The organism is Streptomyces violaceusniger Tu 4113, assembly GCF_000147815.2.
GTDB classification, from domain to species: domain Bacteria; phylum Actinomycetota; class Actinomycetes; order Streptomycetales; family Streptomycetaceae; genus Streptomyces; species Streptomyces violaceusniger_A.
Genome location: NC_015957.1, coordinates 9,641,492 through 9,656,502 on the forward strand (window position 1 = coordinate 9,641,492; position 15,011 = coordinate 9,656,502).

Below are 15,011 nucleotides of genomic sequence, written 5' to 3' on the forward strand. Positions count from 1 at the left end.
TCGCACCCCTTGCACTGTATTCATTGTCCTTCGACGTGACGTCAAGGTGCACGTGAGCACCGACGCGCATTTCAATCGAAACCCCCCGTTCCCGCCCACCATGGCAGGTACGGGGGGCTTCAGCCTCTCACCGGTTACTTGGCTTGCGATTTGCCAGCGCGGGAATTGCGGCGATGGAGTCAGGGGCAAGGTGCTCCCAGAAGATTCCGGGCGGACGTGGGTGGGGTGGACAATCGATAGTTTCATCTGGAGTGACAATAATGTCCACCCGAAAATCGTGTTCGGACTCGGGTAGCACTTCTTCCACCACTTGGAGAGGGTGAACCGTAGTCGCGATAAGCGTGTTCGGGCCGATGAGGCCAGCTTCCTGCAATAGGGCTACTTCAATATCAGAGTATCCGGCGCCTTTCCCCAGCCGTACACCCTCTGAGTTAACGGCAACACTTCCACACACAATCAAATCAACGACCGGCATCTCATGCATGCCTACCGGCTGCGCGACTTTTGCTGCTGTTCGCCGTTCGGCGGCTTCGATCGGCGGAATACTGAGATTTTCAGGGTCCAAGAGGTAGAAAGGATTCTCCGTCGCCAGCTTCGGCGATGCCATATAAATCCGTTTGCCCTCTTGGAGCGCCCGAGCACGTACAGGCAACTGGGCTTTGTCTGGAACCGCCTTGATGACGCTTGCAGCCTGCCAGGCAAGATGTTCAGCGAGACGGGCAGCGGCAGAGTCCGCACCGATGAAAGAAGGGATACGGCCCGTCACGTCCCCGTGCGTGGGCTCCAGTAGAGCCCAGACACTTTCGCGGACCGCTTGTTTGGCACGCTGAACTTGCGCCCTATTCATCGATGCCTCTTTCTACTTATGCGGATGCAATGAGATTCAGAAGCCGGTCATTGAGTTCATGCACTACCGGTACGGCTCGCCAAGGTTGCAGTTCACGACCTGCCTGAAAGATGAGGTTCAGCCCGCCGCCACCACGGTTGCGTGCTACAACGTCAATCGCTTGGCCTAGCGTACCCGCAGCTTCGTCTACCTTCCTTTGCCGAATATACGCAAGAGTCAGATTCCCCAGAGCGATAGCATGAGATTTCGACCCCTCACGCAACTCTTTAGTCGTGTCCTCTAGGACTGTCTGCGCGCGAGTAGTTTCGTTTAGAAAAAGAAAGCAAGACCCAGTCAATCGCCCGAACTGTCCAGGAGAGAACATCGACACGCCAGCATCGTTGGCGCTCACTTGACTGAAATGCCATTCGGCGTTTCTCAATGCTTTTTCGCAGTCCCGGCGTTGCTGCAACATCGCGTAAGCCTCGGCCGCGTGTAGCGCAGCCAGTCCCGCAAGAACATGGCTGGTATTCTCAACCGTGTCGGCGGAGCGTTGTGCAATTTCCAGACCGGTACGCGGGCTCTTCTCGCCATATAGGGCAACAAAAGAAGTGCGTAGTAAGGCCAGGCCCTCGGCAACGGGGTCGCGTAATTCGCGTGCCGCCTCGGCAGCTTGAGCGAAGTAGGCGCGAGGGGTGTCGTGGTCGGTCCTCCCCGAAGCATCCCAGACCAATTGCCCCATTAACGTGGAGGCTTCCGCCTGCACGGCATAGAGATCTCGGCGCACGGCATACGTGGTCGTGTGAGTATGCCAGTACGCGAGTTGCCCTAAATGCTGCCCGATTTCGGCAATTAGAGCCGTAGACGGCTCAGTGACATAGCGCACGTCCAGGGTTTGCACTTGTTGCCGGAGTTCAGCCACCGCCAATAGGTCGAGGCTTCCGGGATTCTCCCGCACGTACTGAGTACGCGCATTGGCCTGGGAATCAGTCACAGCCTCGACGGTAGTGCCGATGTTGGTGGTTCCATCCATGCCATTTGGGGAACCCTCCCATGACCGTTTCGGTAGTCCGAGCATTTCGCCGGGAATGCCGAAGCCGTCGGAAATACGTTCGATCACTTGTTGGCCGCGTACGCCACGGACACCCCGGATGATGTCGCTCACGCGGGAACTCGTCATTTTGCCGATGGCGGCGGCAATTTCCGCATGGCTGGAGCCTGTACGCCTGTTGACGAGGCGGAAGATCTCCCGGAAATTGCGGGTAGCGCATGCCCGCTGCATGGCCTCGCTCCCGAGGAGCGCGTCAGGAATCGTCAGCGGGTAGCCAGCGCGTTGCGTCTCGCGTTCGTCCACGGCCCACCTAGCAGGGACGGAGGTGATCTCCCCAGGGTAGTCCCCGGTTCCTCGCAGCGGGGTTCCCCAAAGTCGCTTGCGGGGTTCCCCGTTCGCGGTTCTTTCAGGGGTCGGCTGCCTCGAAGCTCGTGGGACACATGCAGCGCGCCCAAAAGGGTGCCCCCGCGACGGGCGAACGTCCGGGGGCGCGGGCCACCTGCACACATGAGAGAAAGGACAGGAAGCCGTGCGCAAGAGTAGCCACGATCACCCGAACGTGGGGACCCTGGTACGAGATACGGCCACCGACCGTCTGGCTAGCTACATGGGCCGGGGCGGACCATGCTTCATGCTCAGGGCCCAGCACGGTGGCAAGGAATGGCAGGCACGCCCGGCAGAGGTGAGCCGTGCCTGAGCGCGAAGTCTCCGAACACCCCCGCGCCGCTGACCTTGAGCAACTTCAAGCCGCGTACCTCATGCACCGGGCCGAGTGCCAGACGTGCACGCCCGACCAGTCGTGCGACATAGCGTGTCGGCTGGAAGAGGCACGACGTGCGGCAGGGGTGTCATGAGCGCGGACTGTGCAGAGTGCGCCCGCCTGGATCGCGAGAAGGAAGCGGCGCGCAAGTCCGGAGACCTGAGCAAGGTCACCGACTGTGATGTGTTATTGAGGCGACACCCCCACCACAGCAAGGGGCGTGCTCTCGCCGGAAAGGGGAGGGCATGACCCGGGCCATCTACCGCTTCCGTGGGTTCCAGCTCATCCCCGACACCGAGCCTGACGCCGAACCGCTCACGTTCGCCATGCAATGCGCGGTGTGCGAGGAGACCGGAGAGCCCAAGGAGGACCAGGCCGCCGCGCACGCGTGGGCATCCGGCCACCTGAAGGCGAACCCGGAGCACTTCACCTACCGGGAGATCACCACGCGCCCCTGTCGGTTCGAGCCGGGAGCGTGGCAGTGACGCGAACCATCCTTAAAGGCTCGGACCTGGTGCTCAGCGCCGAACGCGCCCAGGGAGCGCCGGACGGGATCTATCTCGCCGAATGCATGACGTGCCCCGCCACGTCGGGGCGGGTGGACAGCGATCCCGGTCCCGTCGCGCGCTGGTCCATCCTCCACACCCAGCAACACGGGCTGAATCATGGGCAGTTCCTCGTGACCGTTGAGCGTCACTGGCGCGTAGACCCCATACGGTCCCAGGACGGACACGGCACGGCTGTGTCGTCCCCGGCCCACAGCACCAGCCAGGCGCCCGCCACGCACCGCGCCCCCGGATGCTGGGGCGCCTGCTGGCGGCGCATCGTGGCGTGGCTGGGGCGATTCGCCGGGCCGCTGGTCCTGACCACGTTCATCGTGGCCGCCGGACTCGGCGGCTACCTCATCGGGACCGGCCAGGACACCGGCTGACCCGCTGATGACGCCCGCGCGACCGGCGACGCTTCCCCGTAGCCTCCAGCCGCGCGGGAACGGTGACGCTCCCGACCGGACAGGCCCCGACCCCGATGGGCAGACGTGCCCACGCCGAGCGGACGCGCTTGAGGCTCCCGCCCCGGTCCGCCCCTTCACTGGAGTGCCGCGCACCACGCGGTGAGAGAGCGTCACCGATCAGCCCCGTACCCGACCGGTCACGACCGGGGGCGGGGCACGTCCATGCCCGCTGACCTGCCGCTATGCGTAACTCCGAAGGTCCTCGGTAAGCGGTGACATGCGCCGCCGCCCGGGGCCCTCGGGGCGCTCCGGGGGCTCGGTTCAGCGCGCGGGCCCCGCCCGCACATAGTGCTCCAGCCGGATGCCGGGCAGGCACAGCGAGTACGCCAGTTGGAAGCGCCCGGTCAGCACAGTCGCCTTCGCCCGGCGTGTCTCCGGCTCATCGGCCGCGATCAGCCATGCCGACCGCGCCCCGCCGAGCCGCCGCAGCAGCTCGGCGGGGCCGACGTCGACTCCGTAGAGCGTGCCGGAGGCGGGGCCGGGGGTTCCCAGCGCGATGTCGCGCAGCCCGGCGAGGGGGCGTGGATAGGCGATCGCGATCCGCCGTTCCTTTGGCGGGTCGTACAGCACCGGCTCGCCCGGCCGGGTGAGCCTGCCCACCGCGGCGGCCAGCGCCGCCAGGTCGTCCTGACGGCTCAACGGCTCCCGCTCCCGCTGGTGCAGCGGGAGCTGCCAGACGAAGACGCCGACGACCGCGAGGACCCCGGCCGCCGTGACCACGGCGCGGCGCCTGCCCACCATCGCCCTGGCCAGCCGAACGGCCACCGCCCGGGCCAACCGGCCCGCCACCGACCCAGGCAGCCCGTCCGCCATCGCCCCGGCTGACCGGTCCACGCCCACCCCGGCCCGCCGAGCGGCCACCATCCGCGCCAACCGGCCCACCCTCACCCCCACCAGCCGGTCCACCCCCGACGCCGCCAGCAGGGGGATGCCCGCGAGGGCGAAGAGGAGGTAGCGCTCGTGGAAGCAGGGGCGGTGGAGGGCTAGCGCGAAGAGGAGGACGGGCGGGACGCAGAAGAGGGGCAGGGCCACCGCGGTCAGCGACCGCCACCGGGGGCGGACCAGGGCGATCGTGATCAGCAGGAGGTTGAGGGCCAGGACGAGCGCGCTGGGGCCCGCGAACTCCTCGACCACCGCCCCCAGCCGACCCGGCGTCGGATGGCGGATCCAGGCGATCTGCGCGCTCTGCCGCCGCGCCAGCGCCGCCAGCGGCACCACCGCGGCCACCGCCCCGGCCGCCGCGCTCCCCCAGCCCCACCACACGCGGCGCGGGGCGCGCGAGAGAAGCAGTGTCAGGGCGTGCGCGGCGAGCATGAGCACAGCGAAGACGTGCAGCAGCGCGGTCACGGCCACCACACCCCCGTACGCCGCCCACCGCCACCCCGCTCCAGGGGACGCCCGCTCCGGGCCCGGTGCCGAGGCGACCAGCGCGACACGAGGTACGCCGCCACGGACCAGTACGGCCGAACGGACCCGTGAACCCGGCGCCGCCGCGCCCGCCTCCCCGACCGCTCGGGCGGGGGCAGCCGAGCGGTCAGGCCCGGCCGCGTCCTCGGTCGTTCGGGCAGCCCCGCCCGAGCAGTGGGGCGCTCCGGCAGGCCCGGCCGCTCGGGACACCGCCCCGGGCCCGGACGTGGGCGCCTGACCCGGCGCGGGCCGGTCTGCCGGGGTGGTCCCCGGGCCCGACGCCGCCTCGCCCGCAGGCCCAGCCGCTCGGGTAGCCCCGCCCGCGGGCCCGGGTGCTCCGGCAGGCCCCGCCGCGGGCCAGCCCGCCCGGGCGGCCCCCCGACCTGGCGCGGACCGGCTCGCGCCCCGACCCGGCGCGGACCGGCCCGCCGTGGCGCCCCCCGTGGTGGCCCCCGTCGGGCCCCCCGGTGTCGCCCCCGTCGCGGCCCCCCGGGCGCCCCCCGTCGCCGCCCCCACCGCGAGTCCGGCCGCGCCCACCAGCAGGTACGTCGCCCACGCCGCGCCCGCCGCGACCAGTGCGTAGGAGCGGCCCTCCTGCGCGTAGTGGGTGACCACGGGTGTGGCCGCGTAGAGCAGTCCGGCCCACAGGCCCACTCGGGGGCGGGCCAGGCGGCAGCCGAGGGCGGCCACGAGGGCGGTGGCGGCCACGGCGGCCAGGACCGAGGGCAGCCGCATGGTCACCTCGGAGGGGTGCAGCGCCAGCAGCGGGTGCATCAGGAGGTAGTAGAGCCCGTGGACGGCGTCCACGGTGCCCAGTGCGTCGCGGATCTGAGGGAGGGTCCGCCGTGCCATCTGGTACGTCGCGGACTCATCGCGCCACATCGTGCCCCGGTCCAGGCCCCACAGCCCCAGCCCGAGCATGACGGCCATCGGGAGCACGATCGCCGTCGGCGCGGAGATCCCCTCGCGCTTCCGCACCCTTACCCTCGCCCTCGTTCTCACCCTCATCCACCCCGCATGACAACAAAAGGCATAAATACGACTATTCGCCTACAGTGTGCAGTCAGGACGACACATCCGCCGCGAAGGGCACGCGTCATGAACCGCCTCGGTATCGAAAACCCCCGCGGTCTCGTGGCCTTCGCCGCGCTGACCGGGTGTCTGGTGACCCTGGCGGCGGCGGCGCTCACCGGGGCCGAAGGCGTCTTCGCCGCGGCGGGGCTGGCGGGCTGCGGCTGTGAGCTGCTGCTGCATCGCAGCGAACCGGGGCTGATGGCCCGTCTGGGGCGGCTGCACATGGGCGCCACGTCCCGCTTCGAGATCCGCTGCGTCCTGCTGCTCCTGCTGCTCGGCCGACTCCATGTCACCGGCCCCATCGGGCTGGCGGCGGCCATGACGCTGGTGCTGTGTCTGCTGGCCGGGCAGGCCCTGCACGCCGCGCTCATCACGCTGATCCGGCGGCGCCGCGCCCTCGCGGTCGCGGCCCGCAACATCGATCTGCGCCGGCTGGACATCAGCGACCGGCCGCCCCGCAGGCTCACCGAATGGCCCGGTCAACGGATGCTGGTCTACGAGCTGTCGGCCCTGCTCGGGCTGACCGCGTCGCTGATGACCGGCGACGCCCGCTGGGTGGTGGCGGCGCTCACCCTGGCCGCCGGAGCCTGCCTGATCACGGTCGTGGCGCTCGTTCCGTACCTGGTCCGGGCCATCCGCCGGCTGCCCGGCGCCGCCCAGGTGCTGGCCGAGGTCGACGCCTGGCTGATCCATCGCCGCCCCCGTACGGTGCTGTACTTCTCCGGTCCGCGCGACCGCGCCGACCAGCTCACCCGATGGCTGGGGCCGGTGGCCGCGCTGCCCACCCCGTCCCTGGTCATCGTGCGCGAACGGGAGCTGCTGGAGGCCCTGGAGCCGACCCCGCTGCCGGTGCTGTGCGTGCCGAGCGCCGCGCATCTGTCGCAGTTGGATCTGGGCGGGGTGCGGGTCGCGCTCTACCCCGCCAACACCGGCCGGAACATCCACCTCCTGCGCATCCCCACCATGCAGCACGTCTTCCTGGCCCCCGGCGGCGACGGCGACGAGGCCACCGCCGTCGATCCGTACAGCAAGGTCTACGACCAGGTGTGGGTCGCGGGCGAGGCGGGGCGCAGGCGCCATGTCCAGGCCGCGGTCGGCGTCGAGGACGCCGACATCGTGGAGATCGGCCGCCCCCAGCTCGACGGACTGCGCGTGGACCGAACCGGCCACCCCGCCGCACCCCTGCCCACCGTGCTGTACGCGCCCACCCGGGACGGCGCGGCGGGCGAGCCGGGCACTGCGGGCGAGCCGGGCGCGGCAGGCGAGTCGATCGTACGAGCCCTGCTGGACAGCGAACGGCCCCTCCGGGTGCTCTACCGGCCGCATCCCCCCACCGGCCACCGCTCCCCCGAGGCCCGCGCCGCCCACCGCCGCATCGTCGCCCTGATCCACGCCGCGAACGAGCGGCGCACCGCGGACGCCCTCGGCGAGGCGCCCGAGGACGCCGAGGCGCAGCGCACCGAGGACGCCCGCCGCCGCGCCGAACTGACCAAGCGCATCGCCGCGCTGGACGCGCGGCTGCGCCGGGCGGACGCCGACGAGGCCATGCTGACGCGGGACCGTGCCGCACCCGATCCGGCCCTGCTCACCGAGGCCGAGGGGCTGCGCCGGCAGTGGCACCAGGCCCACTGGGCGGCCTCACCGCCCTGGCTCCACCAGGTGATCGAGGGGGACCTGCCCACCCTCCACTCCTGCTTCGACCAGGCCGATCTGCTGATCGGCGATCTCTCCGACATGGTCGGCGACTTCCTCGCCACCCTCAAGCCGTACGCGCTCACCGTTCCGACGGGGCTCGGCGAGGAGGAATTCCGGCGGCAGAACGTCGTGGCCCGGGCGGCCTATCTGCTCGGTCCCGGGGCATCAGCCATGCAGGACCTCCTGCGCCCGCTCTTCGACCCGTGCCTCGACGAGCTGCGCACCGCCCGCCACGAGGTGAAGGAGTTTCTGCTCGGCCCCACCACCCCACCCTCCATCCAGCGCTTCACCGACGCCGTCGACGCGCTCGCCGAGAAGGGCGAGACGGTCGTCCGGCTGCGTGACCTCCACACGGCCCCGACCCCCGGCGCCGGACGCTGGTCCGCCATCCGATAACAAGGCATCCCACAGGTCCGTCATCCGACAGCACCCCACATGTACCTCACCGCACGTGTACGTCACCGCACGTGTACCCCACCCCACATGTACGTCGCACCACATGTACGTCACCCGGTAGCAGCACATCCCACACCCGGACCTCACCCCAGGCCCTCACCATGAGCTTCCACCCCAGGCCCCGCCCCCAGGAGCCCCCCGCACACGCCTCCTGAGCCCCCCGCACCCCCTCCGGAGCCAGCATGCCGCGCAATCACCGCCCCGGTCCGCCTCCCCGTGTCAGCGTGATCGTCCCCGCCCGTGACGCCATGCCCGGGATCACCCGGGCCGTCACCTCCGCCATGGAGCAGACCCTCGGGCTCAGCCGACTCGACATCATCGCCGTCGACGACGGATCGGCCGACGGCACCGCGGAGGAGCTGGACCGGCTCGCCGCCAACTGCCCCTCGCTCCATGTCGTCCGCAACCCCCACCCCTGCCGCGGCGGCGCCGGCGGCCCCCGCAACACCGGACTGGCCCGCGCCCGCGGCGACTTCGTCTTCTTCCTGGACGCCGACGCCCGGCTGGCACCCGACGCGCTGCGCCGCATGGTCGCGATGGCCGACCAGAACGGCACCGACGTGGTCCTGGGCAAGATGGTCTCCCCCGACGGACGCGGCGTCCCCAAGGCGGTCTTCCGCCACAACCAACTGCGCACCGACGCCCACAGCTCCCACGCCTACGCCACCCTGGAGCCCTGCAAGCTCTTCCGCCGCTCCCTGATCGAACGGCTCCGGCTGCGCTTCCCCGCCCACCTCCACCACGGCGAGGGCAAGCCCTTCACCGCGGCCGCCTATCTCAACGCCTCCGGGATCTCCGTCGTCGCCGACTACGACTGCTACCACCTGGGCCCGGGCCGTACCGCCGCCGGTCTCGCCGACCGCGTCGACGCCATGCGGCCGCTGTTCGAGACCGCCGCCCGGCACACCCGGCCCGGCACCCCCCGCGACACCGTCATGCTCCACCACATCCGGCGGGAGCTGTGCCCGGCGTTGCGCGCCCTGCCGCGCGAGGACGAGACCGAGGCCCGCGAGCGGTTCCTGCCCGAACTGCGCCGATGGGCGCAGGCCCACTGCTCCGACACGCTCTTCCCCACCCTCACCGCCCCCGAGCGGCTGATGGTCCATCTGCTGCGCACCGGCCGCTTCGAGGATCTGCTGTCCGTCGTGCGCAACACCAAACGCGACGCCCGGTGCGGCCATCTCGTCGAGAAGGGCAGCGTCTACTGGCTCCATCCGTTCTTCCGCGACCCCGACGCCGAGATCCCCGACGCCTGCTTCGACGTCACCGACCGGCTGCCGGTCCGCCACCACCTCGCGGGCGCCGCCTGGCACGGCCGCAGCACCCTGCGGGTGCGCGGCCGGGCGGCCATCGACGGGCTGGAGACCGACCCCGAGGAGGACCGCGCCGAGCTGGTGCTGCGCCGCCGCGAGGCATGTGACGAGGTGCGGATCCCGGCGGTGGCCACGGCGGAGGACGACCCCGCGGAGTTCGCGGCCGATGTGAACATCGCCGCCGCCGACGGCGGCGCACCGCTGCGCCCCGGCGTCTGGGACGTCTTCCTCGACGTCCGCGCCCAGGGCATCAGCCGCACCGTACGGTTCGGCAACCGCCATGACGACACCCTCGACATCGGCACCGCGCGCCGGGTGGTGGCCGCCGGGCCCGGGCTGCGCGCCCGGGTCACGCCGTACTTCACCAGCCCGTACCGCAATCTCTCCCTCGACATCGGCCCGGCCCCGCGCGGCGCGCCCTGCGAGGTGACCGAGGCCGTATGGCATCCGTCGGACAAGGGCACCCTGGTCGTCGCCGGACGGCTGCTGCCGCCCGGCACCCCGGCGCGCGGGCGGCTGCTGCGGCTGCGCGCCGAGCACGCCGACGGACGGGTCTTCGACCATCCGGTGCGGTTCGCCGCGGGGCATCCGGCGGGCGCCTTCACCGCCCGGCTGCCGGTGCGGGACCTGGGCCGCGGCCGGTGGACGGTGACGCTTGCCGTCATCGGCCCGGGCGACCAGGCCCCGGGGCACCCCGCGCCCGCCGCGCCCGTGCCGCCGCCCGCCCGGCTGCCCGGCGCCCGCTGGGTGCGCCGCGGCCGTCCGTACTACGCCAAGCCGCTGATGGGGCGCGGCGAGGTGACGCTGGAGCTGCGGGTGGCGCCGGTCCGGCTGCTCGCCGCCGTACGCAACCGGCTGCGGCGGTGACGCACCATGAACTCCCGGCTGCGGTGGTGACGAACCATGACGACGCTCACCCCCGCAGCCGCCGCCGCACCCCCGTGGCGACCTTGATCGGAGCCACCTCCAGGCCGAGGGCCCGGGCCGGGCCCAGAGCCACCGGCTTGGCGTAGTACGGACGGCAGCCGAAGCGCAGCCAGCGAGTCGCGTCCAGCCGGTCGAAGTACGGCACGACCGCGGAGCGGCGCGGCGCGTCCTCCCCGGGGCCGTCCATGATCAGCGTCAGCGTCCAGCGGCCCGTGCCCAGCCTGCCGACCGGCAGCCGCGCGGTGAAGACGGACGTGGACCCGCCGGGCTCACAGCGCACCGGTACCTCGTGCACCGTGCCCGTACCCCCCTCGGCGCGCAGCAGCAGCGTCGCGCCGTCCCGCGCGGCCTCCTCGGTCAGCCGTCCGCCGACCAGCAGGGTGCTCCGGGTGCGCCAGAGGGTCCGGAGCACCTGGCAGGGCGGGTCGAGGGGATGGGCGATCTCGCCGACGTCGAGCGAGAGATTGCCGTACGGGGTGTAGTACGGCACCACCACCTCCGTCCCCTGGGACGAGGTGACGCGGCGCCGGGAGGGATGGGTGACCTCACCGCCCTCGCGGCGGTTGCCGAACCGCACGGTACGGCTGACGCCCTGGGCGCGGACGTCCAGGTAGATGTTCCACAGGCCCCGTTCCAGCGGGGCCCCGCCGTCGGCGGTGGCCGGGTCGATCTCGGCGGTGAAGCCCGCCATCTCGTACCGCCTCCCCTCCCCGGGCAGCGGGTTGGCGGACAGGCACGGCGTGGTGGGCACCCGCACCTCGGGGCGGTCGGCCCGGTACTTGCGCAGCACGATCTCGGTGGCCGGGTCCAGGGCGTCGACGTCCTCGATATAGGCGTGGCCGGCCAGCCGCAGCGCCCCGCCGTGCCAGCTCGCCGCCTCCAGGTGGTGCTGGACCGGCAGCCGGTCGGTGACGTCGAAGCAGACGTCGGGGACGGCGGCGGCATGGTCCCGGAAGAACGGATGGAGCCAGTAGACCCGGCCCTTGTCGACGAGATGGCCGCGCCGCCCGTCCCGCCCCGCGTTCCGGGCCACGGTCAGCACCTCGTCGAAGCGGTCGGCGCGCAGCAGCTGGATCAGCAGCCGGTCGGGGGCGTCGAGCCGCTGGAAGAGGGCGTCGCTCACCCACGTCCTCGCCCAGTGCCGGAACTCCGGGAGGAACCGCTCCCGCGCGTCCTGTTCGCTCTCGCGGGGCAGCAGGGCGCGCAGCGGACCGCACAGCTCCCACTCCACATGGCGGCGCATGATCTGGTCCCGGCGCGGGCCCGGTTCCAGATAGCGGGCCACGGTCTCGAAGCACAGCCGGGTGCCGTCCATGCGGTGGGCGAGATCGGCGGCGGTGAGGGTGAGGTTGTTGCGGTTCTCGCGGTAGCGGACGTAGTAGCAGTCGTAGTCGGCCACCACCGAGATGCCGGAGGCGTTGAGGTAGGCGGCGGCGGTGAACGGCTTGTCCTCGCAGTTGCGGTAGGGCGGGAAGCGCAGGTGCAGCCGCTCGATGAGGGAGCGGCGGAACAGCTTCCACGGGCCCAGGGTCAGATAGGCGTGGGAGGAGAAGACGTCGGTACGGGGCTGATTGTGCTGGAAGACGGCCCGGGGCACGGCCCGCCCCCCCACGGAGGCGATCTTGCCCAGCACGATGTCGGTGCCGTGGGCGTCGGCCATGGCGACCATGCGGCGCAGCGCGTCCGGCCCCAGATAGTCGTCGGAGTCGAGGAAGAAGACGAAGTCGCCCCGGGCGTGGTCCAGTCCGGTGTTGCGGGGTATGCCCGCACAGCCGGAGTTCTCCTGGTGGATGACGCGCAGCGCGGAGCAGATGCGGGCCAGCCGCTCCAGCTCCTCGCCGGTGCCGTCGGTCGAACCGTCGTCCACCGCGATGATCTCGACCCGGTCCGGGCCCAGGGTCTGGTCCATCGCGGAGGTGACGGCGCGGGTCAGCTCCGGCAGGGCGTTGTAGGCGGGGATGATCACACTGACACGAGGTCGGGATACAGCGGGCATGACGGCCTCCTGACTCCGGGCTCTCGACGGGTCGGGGGACGGGGTCGGGGTCGGGGTCGGGGGACGGGGTCGGGGTCGGGGGTCTGGGGCGGGGTCGGGGTCGGGGGTCGTGGGGGCGGGGGACGGGGTCACGTCGGCGGTGAGGACGCCGCCGCGCGGCCCCGCCGGGGCGCTGTCGCCGCCGGCCGGCAGGGGCCGCGTCCGCGGCGCGGGCGCGATGGGGAGTGCCGTGTCGTCCTGGCCCAGCATCAGGGTCCGTACGACCCGTTCGGCCGCGTGGCCGTCGTCGAACCGGCAGAAGCGGGCCCGGAAGGCGGTGCGCAGCGCGGTCGCGTCCGCATCGCACCAGCGGCCCTCGCGGAAGACCTCGGCCAGTTCCCGTTCGGTGCGGGCGACGGCTCCCGGGGTCTCGCCGGGGGATTCCGAGAGGAGGTCGAAGTAGACCCCGCGGGAGGACCGGTAGATGTCCCAGTCGTCGGCGTAGATCACGATGGGGCGGTCCAGCAGGGCGTAGTCGAACATCATCGACGAGTAGTCGGTGATCAGCGCGTCGGCCGCCAGGCACAACTGCTCGGCCGACGGGTGGTCGGAGACGTCGATCACCAGCCCGGCCTCCTGGAGCCGGGACAGTTGGTGCTGCGGCCGGTAGGAGTAGTGGGCCCGCACCAGCAGCGTGGTCTGCGGGCCGAGTTCGCGGCTGAGCCGCTCCAGGTCCAGCCGGGGGGTGAACCCCTTCTGGTAGTCGCGGAGGGTGGGCGCGTAGAGGAGGGCGGTGTTCCCGGCCGGGATGCCCAGCTCCCCGCGGATCCGCCGGATGTCGTCCTCGGACGCGGCGAAGAAGACGTCGTTGCGCGGATATCCGTATTCCAGCAGCCGGTACGCGGCGGGGTAGACCCGCTCCCAGATCTGGCTGGAGTGCGGATTGGAGGAGAGGGCGACGTCCCAGCGGTCGATGCGCTTGAGCAGATTGCCGAAACTCATGCCCCCCGCGGCGGCCGGATAGCGCTGCTGATCCAGCCCCATGCATTTGAGCGGGGTGCCGTGGAAGGTCTGCAGATGCACCGTGCCCGGCCGTTTCACCACCTCGTTGGGGAAGTTGACGTTGTTGATGAGGTATTTCGCACGGGCCACGGCGCGGTAGAAGTCGCGGGTGCCGGTGACGACGTAGTCGACGCCTTCCGGGAGGGACTCGATCTCCGACTGCTTGACCGCCCACACCCCGTGGATCTCCGGTGCCAGCTCCCGCGCCTTGTAGTAGATCGCCCCCGGATTGCACAGCACCCCACGGCCCCAGTACGCGGAGTAGACGGCCAACTGGGGGTCCACCGGCCGCTGCCGGTGCAGCCGGTACAGGCCCCGCTTGGCGCGTGCGGCCAGCGGCGGCCGGACGGTCCGGCGCAGCTTGCGGGCCCCGGCCGCCGCCCGTACCGCCAGCTCCCGCTCCCGGTAGCGGAGGAAGGAGCCGGACGCCAGCGCCTCGAAGCGCCACCGGCCCTCGACCGGCGGGGTGAACCCGGCGGGCAGCCGGCGGCGGTACCACGCGGCGGCCCGTCCGAAGAAGCGCGGCCGGTCCGCCGTCGCCACCCGGGACGTCCGGTCCAGGCAGAACAGGAAATGCGAGACGGCCCGTTCGAAGAGCAGCGGGCGCAAAGGGTCCAGATTCGGGTGGTCGTCGAGGAAGTCGAAGAGCCGGGCGTACTGCTGGAAGATGACGAAGTGCTTCTCCCCGGGGCTTCCCGTACTGGCCCCGACCCGCCGCTGCCGGTATTCCAGGCCCACCAGATCGACACAGGCTATTCGCCGCGCGGTGAGCATCGTCTTGTACGAGAGCAGGGCGTCCTCGTAAATGCCCTCGCTGAACGCGAAGCCATGGCGGGTGTAGAAATCCCGGTGGTAGACGCGATTGGAGGACATCGCGAACAGCCGCAGGAATTCCGGGCGTTCGACCACGGAGAAGACATCGGTGCCCGCCGAGGCCAGCAGATCCCCGAACAGGCTGGGGGCCCGGCGCTCCGACCAGTAGGTGCGCACATGGTTGAAGTAGAGGATCTCCGGGTCATGGGTGAGGGCGAGCCGGTCGGCGAGGCCCTGGAGGGTGCCCGGGGCGAGGGTGTCGTCCCCGTCCAGGAAGAGCAGATAGTCCCCGCGGGCCCGCTCGACACCGGCGTTACGGGCCCGGCCCGGCCCGGAGTTGACCCGCTGGTGCACGGGCACGACCCGGCTGTCGCACGCCGCGTACGCGTCGATGATCGCGCCGCAGTGGTCCGGTGAGCAGTCGTCGACGGCGACCACCTCCACGTCCTGACACGACTGCGTCAGCACGGAATCCAGGCAGGCGCTCAGATAGCCCTGGACGCGATAGGCGGCGATGACGATGGTGAAGCGGGGCATAAGGCTCCTCGGGACGCGACGGCGGATCGAGGTGCGAAGCACTCACTGACCACCCACGCTAGGTGGGTTCGTCCCGGTATGCCCGCTCGGTCGTTGGACGAGC

Annotated in this window: 8 protein-coding genes; 4 read left to right on the forward strand and 4 right to left on the reverse strand. The window is 71.1% G+C overall.

Annotation, left to right across the window (positions count from 1 at the left end; translation table 11 throughout):
- Positions 1-127: 127 nt before the first annotated feature.
- Together STRVI_RS49380 and STRVI_RS52270 are read right to left on the reverse strand one after the other, a co-directional pair.
- Entirely contained in the window at positions 128-847 is a 720-nt protein-coding gene (locus STRVI_RS49380; RefSeq protein ID WP_014061159.1) for a 5-formyltetrahydrofolate cyclo-ligase, read from the reverse strand.
- A 16-nt stretch (positions 848-863) separates the two neighbouring features.
- Complete coding sequence (locus STRVI_RS52270; RefSeq protein WP_150112957.1) at positions 864-2,180, reverse strand: transcriptional regulator; 1,317 nt, start codon at positions 2,178-2,180, stop codon at positions 864-866.
- 702 nt (positions 2,181-2,882) lie between these two features.
- Between STRVI_RS52270 and STRVI_RS39445 the strand changes: the two genes are divergently transcribed.
- Entirely contained in the window at positions 2,883-3,122 is a 240-nt protein-coding gene (locus STRVI_RS39445; RefSeq protein WP_014061162.1) for a hypothetical protein, read from the forward strand.
- Entirely contained in the window at positions 3,119-3,568 is a 450-nt protein-coding gene (locus tag STRVI_RS39450) for a hypothetical protein (RefSeq protein ID WP_014061163.1), read from the forward strand. The genes STRVI_RS39445 and STRVI_RS39450 overlap by 4 nt, the downstream gene beginning before the upstream one ends.
- 342 nt (positions 3,569-3,910) lie before the next feature.
- Here STRVI_RS39450 and STRVI_RS55235 read toward each other — a convergent pair whose 3' ends face one another.
- Positions 3,911-5,986, reverse strand: coding sequence for a glycosyltransferase family 39 protein (locus tag STRVI_RS55235; RefSeq protein ID WP_251982997.1), 2,076 nt, complete (start codon positions 5,984-5,986; stop codon positions 3,911-3,913).
- Between the two features lie 168 nt (positions 5,987-6,154).
- Between STRVI_RS55235 and STRVI_RS39460 the strand changes: the two genes are divergently transcribed.
- Positions 6,155-8,221, forward strand: a complete 2,067-nt coding sequence (locus tag STRVI_RS39460; RefSeq protein ID WP_014061165.1) for a hypothetical protein — start codon at positions 6,155-6,157, stop codon at positions 8,219-8,221.
- A gap of 242 nt (positions 8,222-8,463) precedes the next feature.
- The gene (locus STRVI_RS39465) at positions 8,464-10,461 is read left to right on the forward strand and encodes a glycosyltransferase (protein ID WP_014061166.1); all 1,998 of its coding nucleotides are present in this window, start codon (positions 8,464-8,466) and stop codon (positions 10,459-10,461) included.
- Between the two features lie 46 nt (positions 10,462-10,507).
- On the opposite strand, the gene STRVI_RS55240 is transcribed toward STRVI_RS39465, so the two are convergent.
- Positions 10,508-14,908, reverse strand: a complete 4,401-nt coding sequence (locus tag STRVI_RS55240) for a CDP-glycerol glycerophosphotransferase family protein (RefSeq protein WP_014061167.1) — start codon at positions 14,906-14,908, stop codon at positions 10,508-10,510.
- Positions 14,909-15,011 lie beyond the last annotated feature (103 nt).